Origin of the sequence: Streptomyces qaidamensis (assembly GCF_001611795.1) — a bacterium.
Lineage (GTDB): Bacteria > Actinomycetota > Actinomycetes > Streptomycetales > Streptomycetaceae > Streptomyces > Streptomyces qaidamensis.
In genome coordinates this window covers 6,314,404-6,332,339 of record NZ_CP015098.1, presented here as the reverse complement: position 1 = coordinate 6,332,339, position 17,936 = coordinate 6,314,404, and the positions used below count along the sequence as shown (strand labels likewise).

Below are 17,936 nucleotides of genomic sequence, written 5' to 3'. Positions count from 1 at the left end.
CGGCCCGCACATGCCGCTGCTGCTGCTCGACCTCGACAACACCCTGATCGACCGGGATGCGGCGTTCCGCGGCGCGGTGACGGCGTTCCTCGCCGGGCACGCGCTGCCCCCGCACGACGTCGAGTGGGTGATGACCCTCGACGCGAGCGGATACGCCCCCCGCCATGAGGTCGCCCGGGCCTTGGGCAGCCGGTACGGCGTCGCCCAGGGGGTCGTCCGTTCCTTCCTCGACCGGGGCGCGGCCGACCGCGTCGTCCTGGACGGCCCCACACGCACCGCGCTCGACCGGGCGATCACCGGCGGCTGGACCCTGGTCATCGTCACCAACGGCCGTACCGCACAGCAGGAGGCGAAGATCCGGAACACCGGCCTTGACGAGCTGACCCACGGCTGGGTCGTCTCCGAGGCGGTCGGCCACAAGAAGCCCGCGCCGGAGATCTTCCACGCCGCTGCCGCCACCGTCGGCTCCACCCTCGACGGCGCCTGGGTGATCGGTGACTCCCCGCACGCCGACATCGGGGGCGCCGCGGCCATCGGCGCCCGCAGCGTCTGGGTGTCGGCCGGGCGCCCCTGGCCCGACGCCCCCCACCGCCCCACCCGGAGCTGCTCCGACGCCGCCTCCGCCATCGAGTCGGTCGTCCGCACTCCCATGTGATCCAACCCTCAATTGTTGAAAACGATTGTCAATGCTAAGGTCGGCGCAACCGCTCTCTTGACCACCCCTTTACCCGGAGTGCCCCGTGCGCGTCCCCGCCCGTCTCGTTCCCCTCACCGCTCTGACCGCGGCCTCCGCCCTGCTCACCGGCTGCTTCGCCGGCGGGCAGCCGGCCTCGGACGACTCCGGGGCGGGAGGGAAGCGCATACGCGTCGCCATGATGCAGCCACCCCGCTCGGGGCTGTCCCCGCTGTCGGACGACGCCTTCAAACTGTCGCGCTGGTCGACGGCGGAGACCCTGGTCAAGCTGAACGCGGACGGTGACGCCGAGCCCGCGCTCGCCACCGAGTGGACCCAGGCAGGAACGAACTGGACCTTCACCCTGCGCGACGGCGTCACCTTCCACGACGGCACGAAGCTCACCGCCGAAGCCGTCGTCAACTCCCTCACCAAGGCCGCCGCGGCCTCGCCCAAGCCCCGCATCCTCGACGGCGTGGACCTGACCGCGAAGGCCGACGGCGACAAGGTCACCGTCACCACCGCCACCGAGGACCCCCTGGTCCCGCAGCGGCTCAGCTCCCCGCAGCTGTCGATCCTGGCTGCCAAGGCCTACCGGGGGAAGACGGTCGACCCCGTCGGCGCGGGCACCGGGCCCTTCGAGCTGACGAAGGTCAACGGCACCTCCTCCGCCGCCCTGGACCGCTACGACCGCTACTGGGGGAAGAAGGCGAAGGCCCCCGGGATCGACGTGCGGTTCGTGCCCGACGGCACCGCCCGCGCGGCCTCCCTGCGCAGCGGCGAGGCCGACATCGTCGAGGCCGTCCCGGTCTCGCAGGCGGCGGTGCTGGACCAGGACCTGATCACCGAGGTCCCCATGCCACGCACCAACACCCTCTACCTCAACACCGAGAAGGGCGCCTTCAAGAACGCCGGGCTGCGGGCGGCGGCCCGTGAGGCGATCGACGCCGAGTCGATCGTGAAGGGCGTGTACGAGGGGCGCGCCGACGTCGCCGAGGGGCTGCTCGGCCCCGCCCTGCCCTGGGCCGCGGAGCTGCGCAAGCCGGTGAAGCGGGCCGCGGCGGGCGACCCGGCCGGCCGGACGATCACCATCGGCACCTTCACCGACCGCGCCGAGCTGCCCGAGGTCGCGGCGACGCTGCAACAGCAGCTGCAGAAGGCCGGGTTCAAGGTGAAGCTCGACGTGCGCGAGTACGCCAACATCGAGTCCGACGCGCTGGCGGGCAAGTTCGACGCGTTCATCCTCTCCCGCGCCACCGTCCTCGACTCCGGCGACCCGGCCGCCTATCTCTACAGCGACTTCGCCTCCGACGGCTCCTTCAACATCGCCCAGCTCGCCGACCCGGCCGTCGACAAGGCCTTGAAGAAGGCCGGCGAGACCAGGACCGGTGACCCGCGCCGGGCCGCCGTCATCGCCGCCGAGGCCGCCGTGCTCGGCACCGACGCGGCCGTGCCGATGCTGCACGAGCGGGTGATCCAGGGCGACGCCGAGGGCGTCACCGGCGCCGCCCACGACCCGCGTGAGCGGGAGCTCGTCACGGCGGACACCCACGTCAAGTGAGGTCCCGTATACGGAGGTTGGCCGGTGCCGCCGCGCTGACCCGGCTGTGCTGCCTGATCGCCGTCCTGGCCGCCGTCGGCCTGCTGCCCTGGCTCTCCGGCCGGGACCCGGCGCTGGCCGTGCTGCGGGCCCGCTCCGCCGAGCAGGACCCCACCGAGGAAGCCCTTCAGTCCGTACGGCGGGACCTCGGCCTGGACGCCGGGCCGCTGTCCCTGCTGGGCGGCTGGGCCTCCGACCTCCTGCACGGCGACCTCGGCACCTCCTGGGTGTCGGGCACCGAGGTCCTGCCCTCCGTGGTCGCCGGGCTCCAGGTGTCACTGGCGCTGATGGGCGCCTCGCTCGGCGTCGCGGTGCTGCTGGCGTGCGCGCTGGCCGCGCCGGTGCTGGTGCGGGGCCGGGCCTCGGCCGGGGCGTGGGCCGCGATGCTGGCCGCCGTACCCGAGTTCCTGCTGGCCACGGTCGCGTTGCTGCTGTTCGGGGTGTGGCTGGGATGGCTGCCGACGTCGGGCTGGGTGGGGCCGGAGAACATGGTCCTGCCCGCCCTGGCCCTCGGCGTCCCCGGCGGCGGGCTGCTCGGCCGACTGGTCGCGGACGCCCTGCCCGCCGTGCTCGACGAGCGGTGGGTGGAGCTGTGGCGGGGTGCCGGAGTGAGCCGGGCGCGGATCGCGGGCGCCGCGCTGCGCCGCGTCCTGCCGCCCCTGGTCCCGCAGTTCGGCATGGTCGCCGTCGGGTTCACCGGCGGCGCGGTCGCCGTGGAGACGGTCTTCGCCGTGCCGGGCATCGGCCGTACCGCGCTCGGTGCGGCCAAGTCGCAGGATCTGCCGCTGCTCCAGGGCTCGGTGCTGGCGCTGCTCGCGCTCGGCCTGGTCACGGGCGCGCTGGCGGCACTCGCCCGGCGGCGGCTGCTGGGCCCCGCCCTGCGGGACGCCTCGCTGGCGCTGCCTCCGGCACGGCCGGTACGAGCGCGTCCCGCGGTCCCGGCGACGCTGTTCGCCGTCCTGGCCGTGACCATCGGCTGGGGCCTGCTGCGGGACCCGTACGCGGTGAACACCACGGCCAGGCTGGCCGCCCCCTCGTGGCAGCACCCGCTCGGCACCGACGGCCTCGGCCGTGACGTGCTCGCCCGGCTGGGCCACGGCGCCGCCACCACGGTCGGCACGGCGGCGGCCGTCTGCCTGCTGAGCCTGCTGGTGGCGCTCGCGATGGGGTTCTGGCCGCGGATCGCGGAGGGCGCGGCGGACATCGCCAACGCCCTGCCCCCGGTGATCGTCGGCATCCTCGTCGCGGCGGCCGTCGGGCCCGGCACCGGCGGTGCGGCCCTCGCGGTCGCGCTGATCTCCTGGCCGGCCCTGTCCGCGCACGCGGCGGCTCTGGTGCAGGAGGTGCGCGCGTCGGCGTTCCTCACCGCCCAACGGGCCATCGGGGCGAGCCCGTTCTGGATCCTCACCCGGCACGTCCTGCCGTCCGTGGCCGCCCCGGTCGCCCGGCACGCCCTGCTACGGCTGCCGGGCATCGCCCTGGCCCTGGCGTCGCTGGGCTTCCTCGGTCTGGGCGCGCAACCACCGGCTCCCGAGTGGGGTCTGCTGCTCGACGAGTCCCGCGCGTATGTGGAACGCGCTCCGTGGGCGGCCCTCGCCCCGGCGGTGGCGCTGGCCCTGCTGGCCGGTCTCGCGGTGTCGGGGGCCGCGCTCGCGCAAGGCGGCAGAACACGGCGCATCACCCCGGCTCCGGTCACGAAGGAGGCCCCCGTTGGAGTCTGAGCCACTGCTGTCGGTGCGCGAGCTGCGGATCGCCTTCGACGATGTCGAGGCCGTGCGCGGCGTGTCCTTCGACGTCCGCCCGCGCGAGGTGCTGGCCGTCGTCGGCGAGTCGGGAGCGGGCAAGTCCCTCACGGCCCGGGCTCTCCTCGGCATGCTCCCGCGCTCCGCGACGACCAGCGGGACGATCCACCCGGACCTCTCGGCCCACCGCGGCCGCCGCATCTCCCTGGTCCCGCAGGACGCCCTGTCCGCTCTCTCCCCGGTGCACCCGGTGGGCGACCAACTGGCCGCAGCCGTACGGTCGGTGGCCGGCGTGTCCCGCAAGGAGGCGCGGGCGAGGGCGGTCGCGGCCCTGGACCGGGTCGGCATCCCGGACGCGGCCCGCAGGGCACGGGCGTATCCGCACGAGTACTCCGGCGGCATGCGGCAGCGCGCGGTGATCGCCATGGCGACGATCAACGAACCGGACGTCGTCGTCGCCGACGAGCCCACCACCGCTCTCGACGAGGAGCGGCGCGACCAGGTGCTGCGACTGCTGGCGGAGCAGCGGGAAGCCGTCGGGGCCGCGCTGGTCCTCGTGACGCACGACATGGACGTCGTCGGCGGCCACGCGGACCGCGTGCTGGTCATGTACGCCGGGCGTCTCACCGAACTCGGCGCGGCGGGCGAGGTGCTGGCCCGTCCCCGGGCCCCCTACACGGCCGGCCTGCTGGCGTCGCTTCCCCAAAACGCGCTCCCCGGCCGCCGTCTCCCCGCCCTGCGGGGTACCCCGCCCGTCCCGGGCGCGCTCCCGCCGGGCTGCGCCTTCGCCCCGCGCTGCCCGCTCGCGGCGGACGCCTGCCGCACGACGGAACCGGAGCCCCGGGAGCTGGACGGACGCCTGCTCGCCTGTCACCGCGCCGAGGAGCTCCCCCATCCCGCCCACGCGTTGTTCTCGAAGGAGCGCCGGACCGCATGAGCGACGACCTTCTGCTGGACGTCCGGGACCTGGTCGTCCGCTACGGCCCGGTCACCGCCGTGGACGGCGTCTCCTTCTCCCTGGCCAGCGGCGAGACCCTGGCCCTGAACGGCCCGTCCGGCTGCGGCAAGTCCTCCACGGCCCTGGCGGTGCTTCAGCTGCGCCGCCCGGACGCGGGACATGTGCGCTTCGAGGGACGGGAGTTGACGGACCTCTCCGATCGCGAGCTGCGTCCGCTGCGCCCGCGCCTGCAACCGGTCTTCCAGGACCCCTACGGCACCCTCAGCCCCCGCCACCGCATCCGGGACGCCATCGCCGAGCCGCTGAAGGTCCAGGGCCGCTGGCATCCCGCCGACGGCCCCGCCCGGGTCGCCGAACTCCTCGACCGGGTCGGACTCGACCCCGCGTACGGCGACCGCAGGCCGCACGAACTCTCCGGCGGCCAGTGCCAGCGGGCCGGCATCGCCCGCGCCCTGGCCTCCGGCCCACGCCTGCTGGTCCTGGACGAGCCGGTGTCGTCACTCGACCCGTCGGTGCGGGCGGGTGTGCTGAACCTGCTCGCCGACCTCCAGGACGACCTGGGCCTCGGCTACCTGTTCATCTGCCACGACCGGGCCGTCGTACGGCACTTCGCGGACCGGGTCGTCGAGATGCGCGAGGGGCGCGTCACGTCCGGGTAGCGCCCTCGATCGCCTGGCGGAGCCCCGCGGCGAGCTGACCGGCCTCGGGTGCGCTCTCGGGGTCGAAGGTCCACTGCGCCATGAGCCCCATCATCAGGGTGAGGTAGAAGTAGCCGAGGGTGTCCACCCGCTCCTCGGGGACGTCCTCCTCGCGCCCTCCGTGGAAGAGCGTGACGATCCCGCGCGCCCCCTCACGCTGCGCCCGCGCCAGATGCTCCCGCACCTGCGGCAGCTGGTCCCCCATGGCCACGATCTCCATGCTGAGCCGCCAGAGGGAGCCGGGCTCCCGCATGGTCCCGATGATGTTCGCCCAGACTTCGGTGAACCGCTCCAACGACCCCGGCTCGCCCCGTAGTTCGCCGCCGCCCTCGAAGGCGTCGGACATGCCCTCCACCATCTCGACGTACGCCCGCGCCAGCAGCGCGTCCTTCGAGCCGTAGTGGTAGCCGATGGACGCCAGGTTGGTCCCCGACTCCTTGACGATGTCGCGCGCGGTCGTGCGCAGGAAGCCCTTCGCCAGCAGGCAGCGCTTGGCACCTTCCAGCAGATCCTCACGGTGTCCCATGGCACGCCAGCCTACCCCGGTGTCCAGACGAGCGTCCTAAACGACCGTACTAGACAAGCGTTTAAGACGCCCGTACAGTCCTGCTCATGACGACGACACCCCACCCCCCGGCCCGCGCAGGCGGTCGCGAGTGGACCGCTCTCGGCGTGCTGATGCTGCCGCTGCTGCTGGTCTCGATGGACGTCTCGGTCCTCTACTTCGCGATCCCGGCGATCAGCGCCGACCTGGAACCCAGCGCCACCGAGCAGCTGTGGATCTTCGACATCTACGGCTTCGTGCTGGCGGGTCTGCTGATGACGATGGGCTCGCTCGGCGACCGCATCGGCCGCCGCAGGCTCCTGCTGACGGGCGCCGCCGCCTTCGGTGCGGCGTCCCTGCTGGCGGCCTACGCGAACAGTGCCGAGACCCTGATCGCGGGCCGCGCCCTGCTGGGCATCGGCGGCGCGACGCTGATGCCCAGCACGATGGCGCTGGTCCGCACGATGTTCACCGACCCCGGGCAGCGCGCGAAGGCCATCGGGTTGTGGTCGGGCGTGATGACGGCCGGCATCGCCCTCGGCTCGGTGCTGAGCGGCGTCCTCGTCGAGCACTTCTGGTGGGGCTCGGTCTTCCTGGTGAACCTGCCCGCGATGGTGATGCTCCTGGCCCTCGGCCCGTTCCTGCTGCCGGAGTCCAAGAACCCGCACCCCGGCCGCTTCGACTGGCCGAGCGTTCCGCTGTCCATGGCCGCGGTGCTCCCCGTGATCTACGGTCTGAAGGAACTCGCGTCGCAGGGCTGGAACGTGCGGTACGCGCTGGCGGTGTCGGCCGGACTGCTCTTCGCCGCGCTGTTCGTGCACCGTCAGCGCACGGCGGTGTCCCCGCTCATCTCACCGGAGCTGTTCCGGCGCCCCGGCTTCAGCCCGGCCATGGCCCTCAACCTGATGGCGGCCTTCGGCATGATGGGCTCGGCGTACTTCACGACCCAGTACATCCAGTCGGTCCTGGACAAGAGTCCACTGGAGGCGGCGTTGTGGAGCCTGCTGCCGTCGGTGCCCATAGGCCTGGCGGCCCCGGTCAGCGCCCAGCTGGTACAGCGGGGCGTGCCCAGGGCGCACGTCGTCGGCGGCGGCTTCGCGGTCACCGCGTGCGGCTATGTGCTGCTGGCCCTTACGGGGACGGACTCCCTCTGGCTGCTGCTGGCCGCCTGCGCCGTCCTGGCCTGCGGCGTCGTCACCGTCATGTCCCTGGTGGTCGACCTGGCCATGAGCGCCGCTCCGGTGGAGAAGGCGGGCGCCGCCTCGTCCCTGGTGGAGACCGGCACCGAGTTCGGCGGCGCGCTCAGCATGGCGTTCCTCGGCTCCATCGGCACAGCCGTCTACCGCCATGAGATCCCTGCCTCGGCACCCGCCGCGGCCCAGGAGACCCTGGGCGGCGCCCTGGCGGTGGCCGACCGGATGCCGGGGCGCGCGGGGGACGCCCTGGCGACGGCGGCACGCGAGGCCTTCACGAGCGGCATGCACGCGGCCGCGGTCACCGGGACGGTGCTGATGACTGTGGCGGCAGCAGCGGCGGCGGTGACCCTGCGGCGGGTCCGTGCAGCGGAAAACGCCGGACGAACCGATCAGCTCAGCTCGTCCGGCGTCTGAGGTCCGGGGGCGGAGCCCCCGGGAAGGTCAGGCGAGGTTCACCGACCGGGCCGAGGTCGCCCCGATCTCCGCGGCCACCTCGGCCAGCACGGTGGCGGTCACCGTGTCGTCCACGGTCAGCACCGCCAGCGCCTCGCCGCCGGCCGCCGCCCGCGACACCTGCATGCCGGCGATGTTGAGGCCCGCCTCGCCGAGGATGCGGCCCACCGTGCCGACGACACCGGGGCGGTCCTCGTACTTCAGCACGATCATGTGGTCGGCGAGCGCGAGGTCGACGTCGAACTCCCCGACGGCGACGAGCTTCTGCAGGTGCTTGGGGCCGGCCAGCGTGCCGGACACCGACACCTCCTCGCCGTCGGCGAGGGTGCCGCGCACCGTGACGACATTGCGGTGCTCGGTCGCCTCGGAGCTGGTGGTGAGGCGCACCTCGACGCCACGCTCCTGCGCGAACAGCGGGGCGTTGACGTACGACACCGTCTCGTCGACGACGTCCTCGAAGACACCCTTGAGGGCGGACAGTTCCAGCACCTTCACGTCGTGCTGGGTGATCTCGCCGTACACCTCGACGTCGAGGCGGACCGCGACCTCACCGGCGAGCGCGGTGAAGATCCGGCCCAGACGCTCGGCGAGCGGCAGACCCGGCTTGACGTCCTCGGCGATGACGCCGCCCTGGACGTTCACCGCGTCCGGCACGAGCTCACCGGCGAGGGCGAGCCGCACCGAGCGGGCGACGGCGATACCGGCCTTCTCCTGCGCCTCGTCGGTGGAGGCACCGAGGTGCGGGGTGGCGACGACCTGGTCGAACTCGAAGAGCGGGGAGTCCGTGCAGGGCTCCTTCGCGTACACGTCGAGACCGGCACCGGCGACCCGGCCCTCCTTGAGGGCGGAGTACAGCGCCTCCTCGTCGACGATCCCGCCTCGCGCGGCGTTGACGATGCGCACGCTCGGCTTGACCTTGCGCAGCGCCTCGTCACCGATCAGGCCGAGGGTCTCGGGGGTCTTGGGGAGGTGGACGGTGATGAAGTCGGATACCTCCAGCAGCTCGTCCAGCGACAGCACCTTGACGCCCATCTGGGCGGCGCGCGCGGGCTGCACGTAAGGGTCGTAGGCGACGACCTTCATACCGAAGGCCGACATGCGCTGCGCGACGAGCGCGCCGATGCGGCCGAGGCCGACGACGCCGAGGGTCTTCTCGGCCAGCTCGACGCCGGTGTACTTGCTGCGCTTCCACTCGCCGTTCTTCAGCGCGGCGTTGGCCTGCGGGATGTTGCGGGCCGTGGCGACGAGCAGACCGCAGGCCAGCTCGGCGGCGGTCACGATGTTCGAGGTGGGGGCGTTGACGACCATCACGCCGGCCTTGGTGGCGGCGGAGACGTCCACGTTGTCCAGGCCGACGCCGGCTCGTGCGACGACCTTCAGCTTGTTCGCTGCGGCGATCGCCTCGGCGTCGACCTTGGTGGCCGAACGGACCAGGATCGCGTCCACATCGGCGATGGCCGGGAGCAGCTCGGCTCGGTCCGCGCCGTTGCAGTGCCGGATCTCGAAGTCCGGGCCCAGCGCGTCGACGGTGGCGGGCGACAGCTCTTCAGCGATGAGTACGACGGGTTTCGAGCTCACGTGAGTCCTCACAAGTCCAGTGCTGCGGACGGCCGTCCCGACGGCCGCAGGCGGTGGAGGGTGGTGGGCGCGTGGAAGACGCACGACGCTGTGGGCCTGACGCGTATGTGTGCAGCAGTCTAGTGGCGCACGGGGCGTCGTCTTGTGCCGCTGCGGAAGGATCACCCGTCCGTGGCCGGACGGGATGGACAACGCCGTACCACCGACGTTACCCCGGGTTCGCCGAAGGGGCCGGAGCGGGGATGCTCCGGCCCCTCGGCCGTGAGGCTTACGCCTCCTCGTCGACCCAGCTCATGAGCTTGCGCAGCTCCTTGCCGGTGGTCTCCAGCAGGTGCTCGGAGTCCTGCGTCTTGTACTCGTTGTACTTCTTCAGACCGCCGTGGTACTCGTCCATCCAGGTCTGGGCGAAGGTGCCGTCCTGGATCTCGGCGAGGACCTTCTTCATCTCGGCCTTGGTGGCGTCCGTGATGATGCGCGGGCCGGTGACGTAGTCGCCCCACTCGGCGGTCTCGGAGATCGACCAGCGCATCTTCTCCAGGCCGCCCTCGTACATGAGGTCGACGATCAGCTTCAGCTCGTGCAGGCACTCGAAGTAGGCGATCTCCGGCTGGTAGCCCGCCTCGGTCAGCGTCTCGAAGCCCGCCTTGACGAGGGCCGCGGTACCACCGCAGAGGACGACCTGCTCACCGAACAGGTCGGTCTCGGTCTCCTCGGTGAAGGTCGTCTTGATGACGCCGGCGCGGGTGCCGCCGATGCCCTTGGCGTACGACAGGGCCAGCGCGAAGGCGTTGCCCGTGGCGTCCTGCTCGACGGCGGCGATGCAGGGAACGCCGCGGCCCTCCTCGTACTGGCGGCGGACCAGGTGGCCCGGGCCCTTCGGCGCGACCATGCAGACGTCGACGCCGGCCGGGGGCTTGATGAAGCCGTAGCGGATGTTCAGGCCGTGGCCGAAGAACAGGGCGTCGCCGTCGTTCAGGTTCGGGGCGATGTGCTCCTCGTAGACCTGGGCCTGGATGGGGTCCGGGACGAGGATCATGATGACGTCGGCCTCGGCGGCGGCCTCCGACGGGCTCACCACGCGCAGGCCCTGCTCCTCGGCCTTGGCCTTGGACTTGGAGCCCTCGTGCAGACCGACGCGCACGTCGACACCCGAGTCACGGAGCGACAGCGCGTGGGCGTGGCCCTGGCTGCCGTACCCGATGACCGCGACCTTGCGGTCCTGGATGATGGACAGGTCGGCGTCGGCGTCGTAGAACAGCTCGGCCACTTTGGGTTCTCTCCTCGGGAGTGCAGGTGTTGCGTCCCACCGTATGACGGGGGGCGGAAGGGACGTCCGATGGTCTCGGAATACGGGCGGCCGACGGCGCGTCGACCGCCCGCTTCGGGTCTCAGGCCGACCGGTCCAGGGCGCGCAGCGACCGGTCCGTGATGGAGCGGGCGCCGCGTCCGATCGCGATCGTGCCGGACTGGACGAGCTCCTTGATGCCGTACGGCTCCAGCATCTTGAGCATCGCGGTCAGCTTCTCGCCGGATCCGGTGGCCTCGATGGTGACGGCCTCCGGGGAGACGTCGACGGTCTTGGCGCGGAACAGCTGGACGATCTCGACGATCTGGGAGCGCGTCTCGTTGTCGGCGCGCACCTTCACCAGGACGAGTTCGCGCTGCACCGCCTGCGCCGGCTCCAGCTCGACGATCTTCAGCACGTTGACGAGCTTGTTGAGCTGCTTGGTGACCTGCTCCAGCGGCAGGTCCTCCACGCCGACGACGATGGTGATGCGGGAGATGTCGGGGTGCTCGGTGACACCGACGGCGAGCGAGTCGATGTTGAAGCCGCGGCGGGAGAACAGGGCGGCGATCCGGGCGAGGATGCCGGGGGTGTTCTCCACCAGGACGGAGAGCGTGTGCTTGGACATGATCTGCTTCCTCTGCTTGAAAGTCCTGGGTGGCTCTCAGTCGTCTTCGTTGTCGCCGAAGTCGGGGCGGACGTCCCGGGCGGCCATGATCTCGTCGTTGGAGGTGCCGGCGGCGACCATCGGCCAGACCATCGCGTCCTCGTGGACGATGAAGTCGACCACGACCGGGCGGTCGTTGATGGAGTTCGCCTCTTCGATGACCTTGTCGAGGTCGTCCGGGGACTCGCAGCGGATCGCGTAGCAGCCCATGGCCTCCGACAGCTTCACGAAGTCGGGGACGCGGGTGCCGCGGGCCTCGGGGTTGACGTCGTCCGGGCCGGAGTGCAGGACGGTGTTGCTGTACCGCTGGTTGTAGAAGAGGGTCTGCCACTGGCGGACCATCCCGAGGGCGCCGTTGTTGATGACGGCGACCTTGATCGGGATGTTGTTCAGGGCGCAGGTGGCGAGCTCCTGGTTGGTCATCTGGAAGCAGCCGTCGCCGTCGATCGCCCAGACGGCCCGCTCGGGGGCTCCGGCCTTGGCGCCCATGGCGGCCGGGACGGCGTAGCCCATCGTCCCGGCGCCGCCGGAGTTCAGCCAGGTGCCCGGCTTGTCGTACTCGATGTAGTGCGCGGCCCACATCTGGTGCTGGCCGACGCCCGCCGTGAAGATCGTGCCCTCGGGGGCGAGCTGCCCGATGCGCTCGATGACCTGCTGCGGGGAGAGCGAGCCGTCGCCGGGCTGGTCGTAGCCGAGCGGGTAGGTCTCACGCCAGCGGCTCAGGTCCTTCCACCAGGCGCTGTAGTCGCCCCGGTGGCCCTCACTGTGCTCCTTCTGCACCGCCTGGACCAGGTCGGCGATGACCTCGCGGGCGTCACCGACGATCGGCACGTCGGCGGCGCGGTTCTTGCCGATCTCGGCCGGGTCGATGTCCGCGTGGACGATCTTGGCGAAGGGCGCGAAGCTGTCCAGCTTGCCGGTGACGCGGTCGTCGAAGCGGGCGCCGAGGGCGACGATCAGGTCGGCCTTCTGCAGGGCGGTGACGGCGGCCACCGAACCGTGCATGCCGGGCATGCCCAGGTGCTGCGGGTGGTTGTCGGGGAACGCGCCGAGCGCCATCAGGGTGGTGGTGACGGGCGCGCCGGTGAGCTCGGCGAGGACCTTCAGCTCGGCGGTGGCCCCGGCCTTGAGCACGCCGCCGCCGACGTACAGCACGGGCCGGCGGGCCTGGGTGATCAGCTTGGCGGCCTCGCGGATCTGCTTGGCGTGCGGCTTGGTCACCGGGCGGTAGCCGGGCAGGTCCATGGCCGGTGGCCAGGAGAAGGTCGTCTTCGCCTGGAGGGCGTCCTTGGCGATGTCGACCAGGACCGGACCGGGACGGCCGGTGGAGGCGATGTGGAACGCCTGCGCGATCACCCGCGGGATGTCATCGGCCTTGGTGACGAGGAAGTTGTGCTTGGTGATCGGCATGGTGATGCCGACGATGTCCGCCTCCTGGAAGGCGTCCGTGCCGATGGCCTTGGAGGCCACCTGTCCGGTGATCGCGACCATCGGCACCGAGTCCATGTGCGCGTCCGCGATCGGCGTGACCAGGTTGGTCGCGCCGGGGCCCGAGGTCGCCATGCAGACGCCGACCTTGCCGGTGGCCAGCGCGTACCCCTCGGCCGCGTGACCGGCGCCCTGCTCGTGGCGCACCAGGACGTGACGCACGCGGGTGGAGTCCATCAGCGGGTCGTACGCCGGCAGGATGCAACCACCGGGAATGCCGAATACCGTGTCGGCGCCGACCTCCTCGAGAGAGCGGATGAGGGACTGCGCGCCCGTCACCTGCTCGGGGGCGGAGTGGTGTCCTCCGGATCGGGGCCGGGGCTGCGGGTGGTGGGCCCCGGTGGCCTGCTCGGTCATCGGCATTCTCTTCTCAGATGCTGAGGGTTTTTGCGAGGTTTGTACGGTCTTCGGCTGTTGCACGGAGGGTGCCTGTGCAACAAAAAACCCCTCGTGCCATAAGGCAAGCGAGGGGAGCGCGCCGGGTGGGGTCGCTGAGCGGTCGAGGCTCAGCGTCAGCCGACGCGCTTTCCAAGTACGAGAATTCGGGTGCGCATGGCACTGACCCTCCCCCCGGCACGCACTCACTGTCAAGTGGGTGGGACGGGAGTCTCATTATGTGAGCGGAGGGCCGTGCCGCCTCCGATGACGGCGGACACACCCGAGCTGTACACCCGCGGGGCGCCGCCCGCGAACGCCGGTTCGACCGGTCCGTTCGGCACCGGATAGCGGCCGGCGGCGAGCGCCCGGCGCAGCCGGTACTCGTCGAGCGGCCCGGAGAAGGCCATGCCCTGTCCGTGCGTGCAGCCCATCGCGCGCAGGGCGATCACCTGTTCGGGCAGATCCACCCCTTCGGCCACGGACTTCAGCCCGAGGTCGCCCGCGATCCGCAGCAGCCCGCTGGTGATCTTGTGCAGGCGGGCCGACTCGACGACACCCTCGACCAGACCGCGGTCCAGCTTCAGGACGTCGACGGGGAGCCGCCGCAGGGCCGTGATCGCCGCGTAGCCGCTGCCGAACCCGTCGAGGGCGATCCGTACACCGACCCGCCGCAGGGCGCCCAGACGCCGCTCCAGCTCGTCCAGCGAGACCCTTGGGTCGGCGTCCGACAGCTCGATGATCAGCGACCCGGACGGCAGCCCGTGCCGCGTGAGCAGCGCCTCGATCGAGCCGGGCGGCATCGACCGGTCCAGCAGCCGCCGGGCGCTCATCCGCACCACGACCGGCACGGACAGCCCGGTCGCGTGCCGCTCGGCGGCCTGCTCGGCGGCCTCCTCGATCAGCCACCGGTCCAGCTCGGCGGTCTTGTCGCTGTCCTCGGCCACGCGCAGGAACTCCGCCGGGGTGAAGAGCACCCCTTGCGAGGAGCGCCAGCGCGCCTGCGCGGACACCGACGTGATCCGGCCGTCCTCCAGGGACACCACCGGCTGGTGCAGCAGGGCGAACTCCCCGTCGTGCAGGGCGGCCCGCAGGCGGGTGGCGAGCTCGGCCTTGCGGGCGACGTCCTGCTGCATCTGCGGCTTGTACAGCTCGACCCGGCCCTTGCCGCCGGCCTTGGCCCGGTACATGGCCAGGTCGGCGTTGCGCAGCAGCTCGCCCGCCCCGAGGCCGGCCTCGGCGAAGGCCACGCCGATGGAGGCGTTGACCCGGACATCGTTGCCGTCGATGAGGTAGGGCTGGGACAGCGTCGTCCTGAGGCGGTCGGCGAGCTCCAGGATGTGCCGCTCCCGGGCGTCCCGGTCGCGGGTGTTGTCCCCGGCGATCAGGGCCGCGAACTCGTCTCCGCCGAGCCGGGACGCGGTGTCGCCGTGCCGGACGGAGTCCTGGAGCCTGCGGGCGGCCTGGACGAGCAGCTCGTCCCCGGCCTGGTGCCCGATCGTGTCGTTGACGGCCTTGAAGCCGTCGAGATCGATGAACAGCACCGCCGTGTTCCGCAGGGCCACGCCCCGGTCGGAGGCGCGACGGCCCGAGAGGGCGTGCTGGACGCGCTTGGTGAACAGGGCGCGGTTGGGCAGGTCGGTGAGCGGGTCGTGCTCGGCGTTGTGCTGCAACTGGGCCTGGAGCCGCACCCTTTCGGTCACGTCACGGCTGTTGAAGATGAGACCGCCGTGATGGCGGTTGACCGTCGACTCGACGTTCAGCCAGCCTCCCCCACTCTCGCCTTCGCTCGAGCGGGAGGTGCCCCCACCGCCCGAGCGGAAGCGGCACTCGATGCGCGTGGTGGGTTCCTCGACCGGGTCGGCGGCGAGGAATCTGCGCACCTCGTGCACGACGCAGCCCAGGTCCTCGGGGTGGATGAGATGAGCCAGTTCCGTGCCCACCAGCTCCTCCGCCGGGCGGCCGTACACACCGGCGGCGGCCGGGGAGACGTACCTCAGGACACCGCTGGGAGCGGCGATCATGATGACGTCGCTGGAGCCCTGCACCAGGGAGCGGAAGTGGTTCTCCTTCTGCGCCAGTTCCTGGGTGAGGGTGATGTTGTCGAGCAGCATGATGCCCTGGCGCACGACGAGCGCGAGCACGACCGTGCCCCCGGTCAGCAGGACCACGCGGTCGACGCTGCGGCCGTTGAGGACGTTGTAGAGGATCCCCAGGGTGCACACCGCGGCCGCGAGGTACGGCGTGAGTGCGGCCAGGGAGCCGGAGATGGGCCGGGCGGCCGGGTACCGGCTGTGATCGGCGCCCGGCAGGAGCACGGGGTGGTGGGGGCCGCTGCGCTGTCCCGGTACGTGCTCGTGCACCACGCGGGTGTGCCCCGTGGCACCGTGCCGGTCGGGGCCGTGCCGGTCGGCCTCCGCGCGGGGCGCGGCCCACGGGGCGTATGCCAGCAGCAGCGAGCCCGCGAACCAGCCGGCGTCGAGCAGCTGGCCGGAGCGGTAGTCGTGCTGCATGAGCGGCGAGGTGAACAGGGCATCGCACATCACGGTCAGCGCGAGGGCGCCGATGGCGGTGTTGACCGCGGAGCGGTTCACCGCGGACCGCCGGAAGTGCAGGGCGAGCACCATGCTGACCAGCGCGATGTCGAGCAGCGGGTACGCCAGCGACAGCGCGGTGTGCGCCACGCCCGGCCCTTCGGACTTGGCGGCCTGGGCGAGGGCGAGGCTCCAGGCCAGCGTCAGCAGCGAGCCGCCGATCAGCCAGGCGTCCAGCCCGAGGCAGACCCAGCCGGCCTTGGTGACCGGCCGTTTGGCGAGCACGAGCAGTCCGACGATCGCGGGCGGCGCGAAGCAGAGGAAGAACAGGTCGGCGTAGCTGGGACTGGGCACGGGCAGTCCCAGGACCACCTCGTACCACCCCCAGACCAGATTGCCCAGGGCGGCCATGGCCGAGGAGAGACCGAACAGCAGCCAGGCGGGCCGGAAGCCGGTGCGGCGGCTGCGGGCGTAGAGAACGCACGAGACGGCGGCGGTGCCGGCCGCGGCGCTGAGCCCGAAGTCGCCCATGATCAGGGCCAGGTCGGTCGAGCCCCAGCCGAACGCGGAACCTGCGGCGTATCCCGCGCAGACCAGGGCGAGGACGAGCTGGAGGGCCAGGCCCGGCCGGTGGCCGGTGGCCGGCGTGCGGGGCAGCAGCGCGCCCGGGGACGAAGGCTGTGCCCGCAGCGCTCCGTCCAGCGTGGGGGTGGGGGGCGCGCTCACCGGGCCCTCCCGGTCCGCTGCGCTCCCGGGCCCCGCGGGTCCCGGTGGGCCGGCTGGTCATGCCTCCTGTGGCTGCCGGGCCTGCGGTGGTGATGGCTGTGTTCGCTGTGGTGCCCGCTGTGGCGTTTGCTGTGGCGGGTGTGGTGGCCGACGTGATCGGCGTGCCGTCCGCGGCTGCCCGCGGCCGTCCGCCAGGGTCGCCGCCGGCAGCCCCGCCCCGTCGGATCGCTCGTCCCAAGGCCGTGCATCGCCTGTCGCCCCCCTCACAGTCCGAAGTGTCCATCCCCGGCGCCGGAACGGTCCCCGGCGCTGCCCCTGTCGGGACGATACACCAGTCTCGTCACTCAGGGACATAGGTTCTCTACGCTCCGTGACGATCAACAGATATATGAGTACCCACCGCACCCGGAGGATTGCGGACGGTGCTCGAAGGTCTCTCAGCCGGTTGATGCACCCGTCGTAAGGATCACGTTGCGGAGCGGCTCCCGGTTCACATAACGGTTCAACTGGTCCACCAGGAGCCGCTTGGCGCGCGGGAGGAACGCGGAGGTGGGTCCGCCGACGTGCGGGCTGATGAGTACCCCCGGCGCACGCCACAGGGGGTGTTCGCGCGCCAGCGGCTCCGGGTCGGTGACGTCGAGGGCTGCGGTGATGCGGCCGGTCTCCAGCTCGGCGAGCAGGGCCTTGGTGTCGACGACGGGGCCGCGGGCGACGTTGACGAGGAGTGCGCCGTCCTTCATCCGGGACAGGAAGTCGGCTCCGGCCAGGCCACGGGTGGTTTCGCTGAGCGGCGTGGACAGGATGACGACGTCCGCCTCCGGCAGCAGCGCGGGGAGTTCGGTGAGCGGATGCACCGGACCGCGCGCCGTGGTGCGCTCGGAGCGCGCGACGCGCGCCACCCGCGCCACCTCGAACGGAACGAGCCGGTCCTCGATGGCCTCGCCGATCGAGCCGTATCCCACGATGAGGACGTTCTTGTCGGCGAGGGCGGGCCGGAACCCGCCGAGCCACTCCCCGCGGTCCTGTGCGCGCACGAAGTCGGGGATCCCGCGCAGCGAGGCCAGGATCAGCGCGAGGGTGAGCTCGCCGGTGCTGGCCTCGTGCACCCCGCGCGCATTGCACAGCCGCACGCCCGCGGCCAGGCGTCCGAGCCCCGGCTCCACGTGGTCGATCCCGGCGGAGAGGGTCTGCACGACCTGGACGTTGCTCATCCGCCCCATGGGGCGCACGCACAGTGGGCTGGGCTTCATGTAGGGGACGACGTAGAAGGCGCAGTCGGCCGGGTCCGCGGGGAAGTCCTCCCCGCCGTTCCAGAAGCGGTAGTCCGGGCCCTCGGGGAGTCCGTCGATCTCGTCCGGCGGGATGGGCAGCCACACGTCAGCAGTCATGCTCTGGAGGCTATGTCAGGAGCGTGCGACG

13 protein-coding genes are annotated in these 17,936 nt (G+C 71.9%); 6 read left to right on the top strand and 7 right to left on the bottom strand.

From position 1 onward, the window contains the following. The first annotated feature begins 10 nt into the window (after nucleotides 1-10). From A4E84_RS28235 to A4E84_RS28215, 5 genes are all read left to right on the top strand, one after another. Nucleotides 11-655 (top strand): HAD family hydrolase, encoded by a 645-nt coding sequence (locus A4E84_RS28235; RefSeq protein ID WP_062929229.1) that lies wholly within the window; start codon nucleotides 11-13, stop codon nucleotides 653-655. Nucleotides 656-740: 85 nt separating this feature from the next. Further along, nucleotides 741-2,234, top strand: coding sequence for an ABC transporter substrate-binding protein (locus tag A4E84_RS28230; protein WP_062929228.1), 1,494 nt, complete (start codon nucleotides 741-743; stop codon nucleotides 2,232-2,234). Continuing rightward, on the top strand, nucleotides 2,231-3,994 hold the full coding sequence (locus A4E84_RS28225; protein ID WP_062929227.1) for an ABC transporter permease subunit: 1,764 nt from the start codon (nucleotides 2,231-2,233) through the stop codon (nucleotides 3,992-3,994). Before A4E84_RS28230 ends, A4E84_RS28225 begins: the two co-directional genes overlap by 4 nt. Continuing rightward, nucleotides 3,984-4,952 carry an ABC transporter ATP-binding protein gene (locus A4E84_RS28220; protein ID WP_062929226.1) on the top strand — a complete coding sequence of 323 codons (969 nt, stop codon included), beginning with the start codon at nucleotides 3,984-3,986 and terminating at the stop codon, nucleotides 4,950-4,952. The genes A4E84_RS28225 and A4E84_RS28220 overlap by 11 nt, the downstream gene beginning before the upstream one ends. Further along, complete coding sequence (locus A4E84_RS28215; RefSeq protein WP_062929225.1) at nucleotides 4,949-5,632, top strand: ATP-binding cassette domain-containing protein; 684 nt, start codon at nucleotides 4,949-4,951, stop codon at nucleotides 5,630-5,632. Before A4E84_RS28220 ends, A4E84_RS28215 begins: the two co-directional genes overlap by 4 nt. Here the strand turns inward: A4E84_RS28215 and A4E84_RS28210 are convergent. Beyond that, nucleotides 5,619-6,197: a TetR/AcrR family transcriptional regulator gene (locus A4E84_RS28210; RefSeq protein ID WP_062929224.1), complete on the bottom strand. Its 579-nt coding sequence runs from the start codon at nucleotides 6,195-6,197 to the stop codon at nucleotides 5,619-5,621. The two genes, A4E84_RS28215 and A4E84_RS28210, sit on opposite strands and share 14 nt — an antisense overlap. A gap of 86 nt (nucleotides 6,198-6,283) precedes the next feature. Here A4E84_RS28210 and A4E84_RS28205 point away from each other — a divergent pair, with 86 nt between their 5' ends. Continuing rightward, complete coding sequence (locus tag A4E84_RS28205) at nucleotides 6,284-7,825, top strand: MFS transporter (RefSeq protein ID WP_062929223.1); 1,542 nt, start codon at nucleotides 6,284-6,286, stop codon at nucleotides 7,823-7,825. Between the two features lie 27 nt (nucleotides 7,826-7,852). On the opposite strand, the gene serA is transcribed toward A4E84_RS28205, so the two are convergent. The 6 genes from serA to A4E84_RS28175 form a co-directional block, all read right to left on the bottom strand. Further along, nucleotides 7,853-9,442 (bottom strand): phosphoglycerate dehydrogenase, encoded by a 1,590-nt coding sequence (gene serA, locus A4E84_RS28200; RefSeq protein ID WP_062929222.1) that lies wholly within the window; start codon nucleotides 9,440-9,442, stop codon nucleotides 7,853-7,855. Nucleotides 9,443-9,710: 268 nt separating this feature from the next. Further along, on the bottom strand, nucleotides 9,711-10,709 hold the full coding sequence (gene ilvC / locus A4E84_RS28195) for a ketol-acid reductoisomerase (protein WP_062929221.1): 999 nt from the start codon (nucleotides 10,707-10,709) through the stop codon (nucleotides 9,711-9,713). A 121-nt stretch (nucleotides 10,710-10,830) separates the two neighbouring features. After that, nucleotides 10,831-11,355: an acetolactate synthase small subunit gene (gene ilvN / locus A4E84_RS28190; protein WP_030851453.1), complete on the bottom strand. Its 525-nt coding sequence runs from the start codon at nucleotides 11,353-11,355 to the stop codon at nucleotides 10,831-10,833. A 36-nt stretch (nucleotides 11,356-11,391) separates the two neighbouring features. Then, a complete protein-coding gene (locus A4E84_RS28185) occupies nucleotides 11,392-13,239 on the bottom strand; it encodes an acetolactate synthase large subunit (protein ID WP_174569467.1) in 1,848 nt (615 codons plus the stop codon). Nucleotides 13,240-13,469: 230 nt separating this feature from the next. After that, entirely contained in the window at nucleotides 13,470-16,517 is a 3,048-nt protein-coding gene (locus A4E84_RS28180; protein WP_062929219.1) for a putative bifunctional diguanylate cyclase/phosphodiesterase, read from the bottom strand. A gap of 437 nt (nucleotides 16,518-16,954) precedes the next feature. Next, the gene (locus A4E84_RS28175) at nucleotides 16,955-17,905 is read right to left on the bottom strand and encodes a 2-hydroxyacid dehydrogenase (protein WP_079129148.1); all 951 of its coding nucleotides are present in this window, start codon (nucleotides 17,903-17,905) and stop codon (nucleotides 16,955-16,957) included. Between the last annotated feature and the right edge of the window lie 31 nt (nucleotides 17,906-17,936).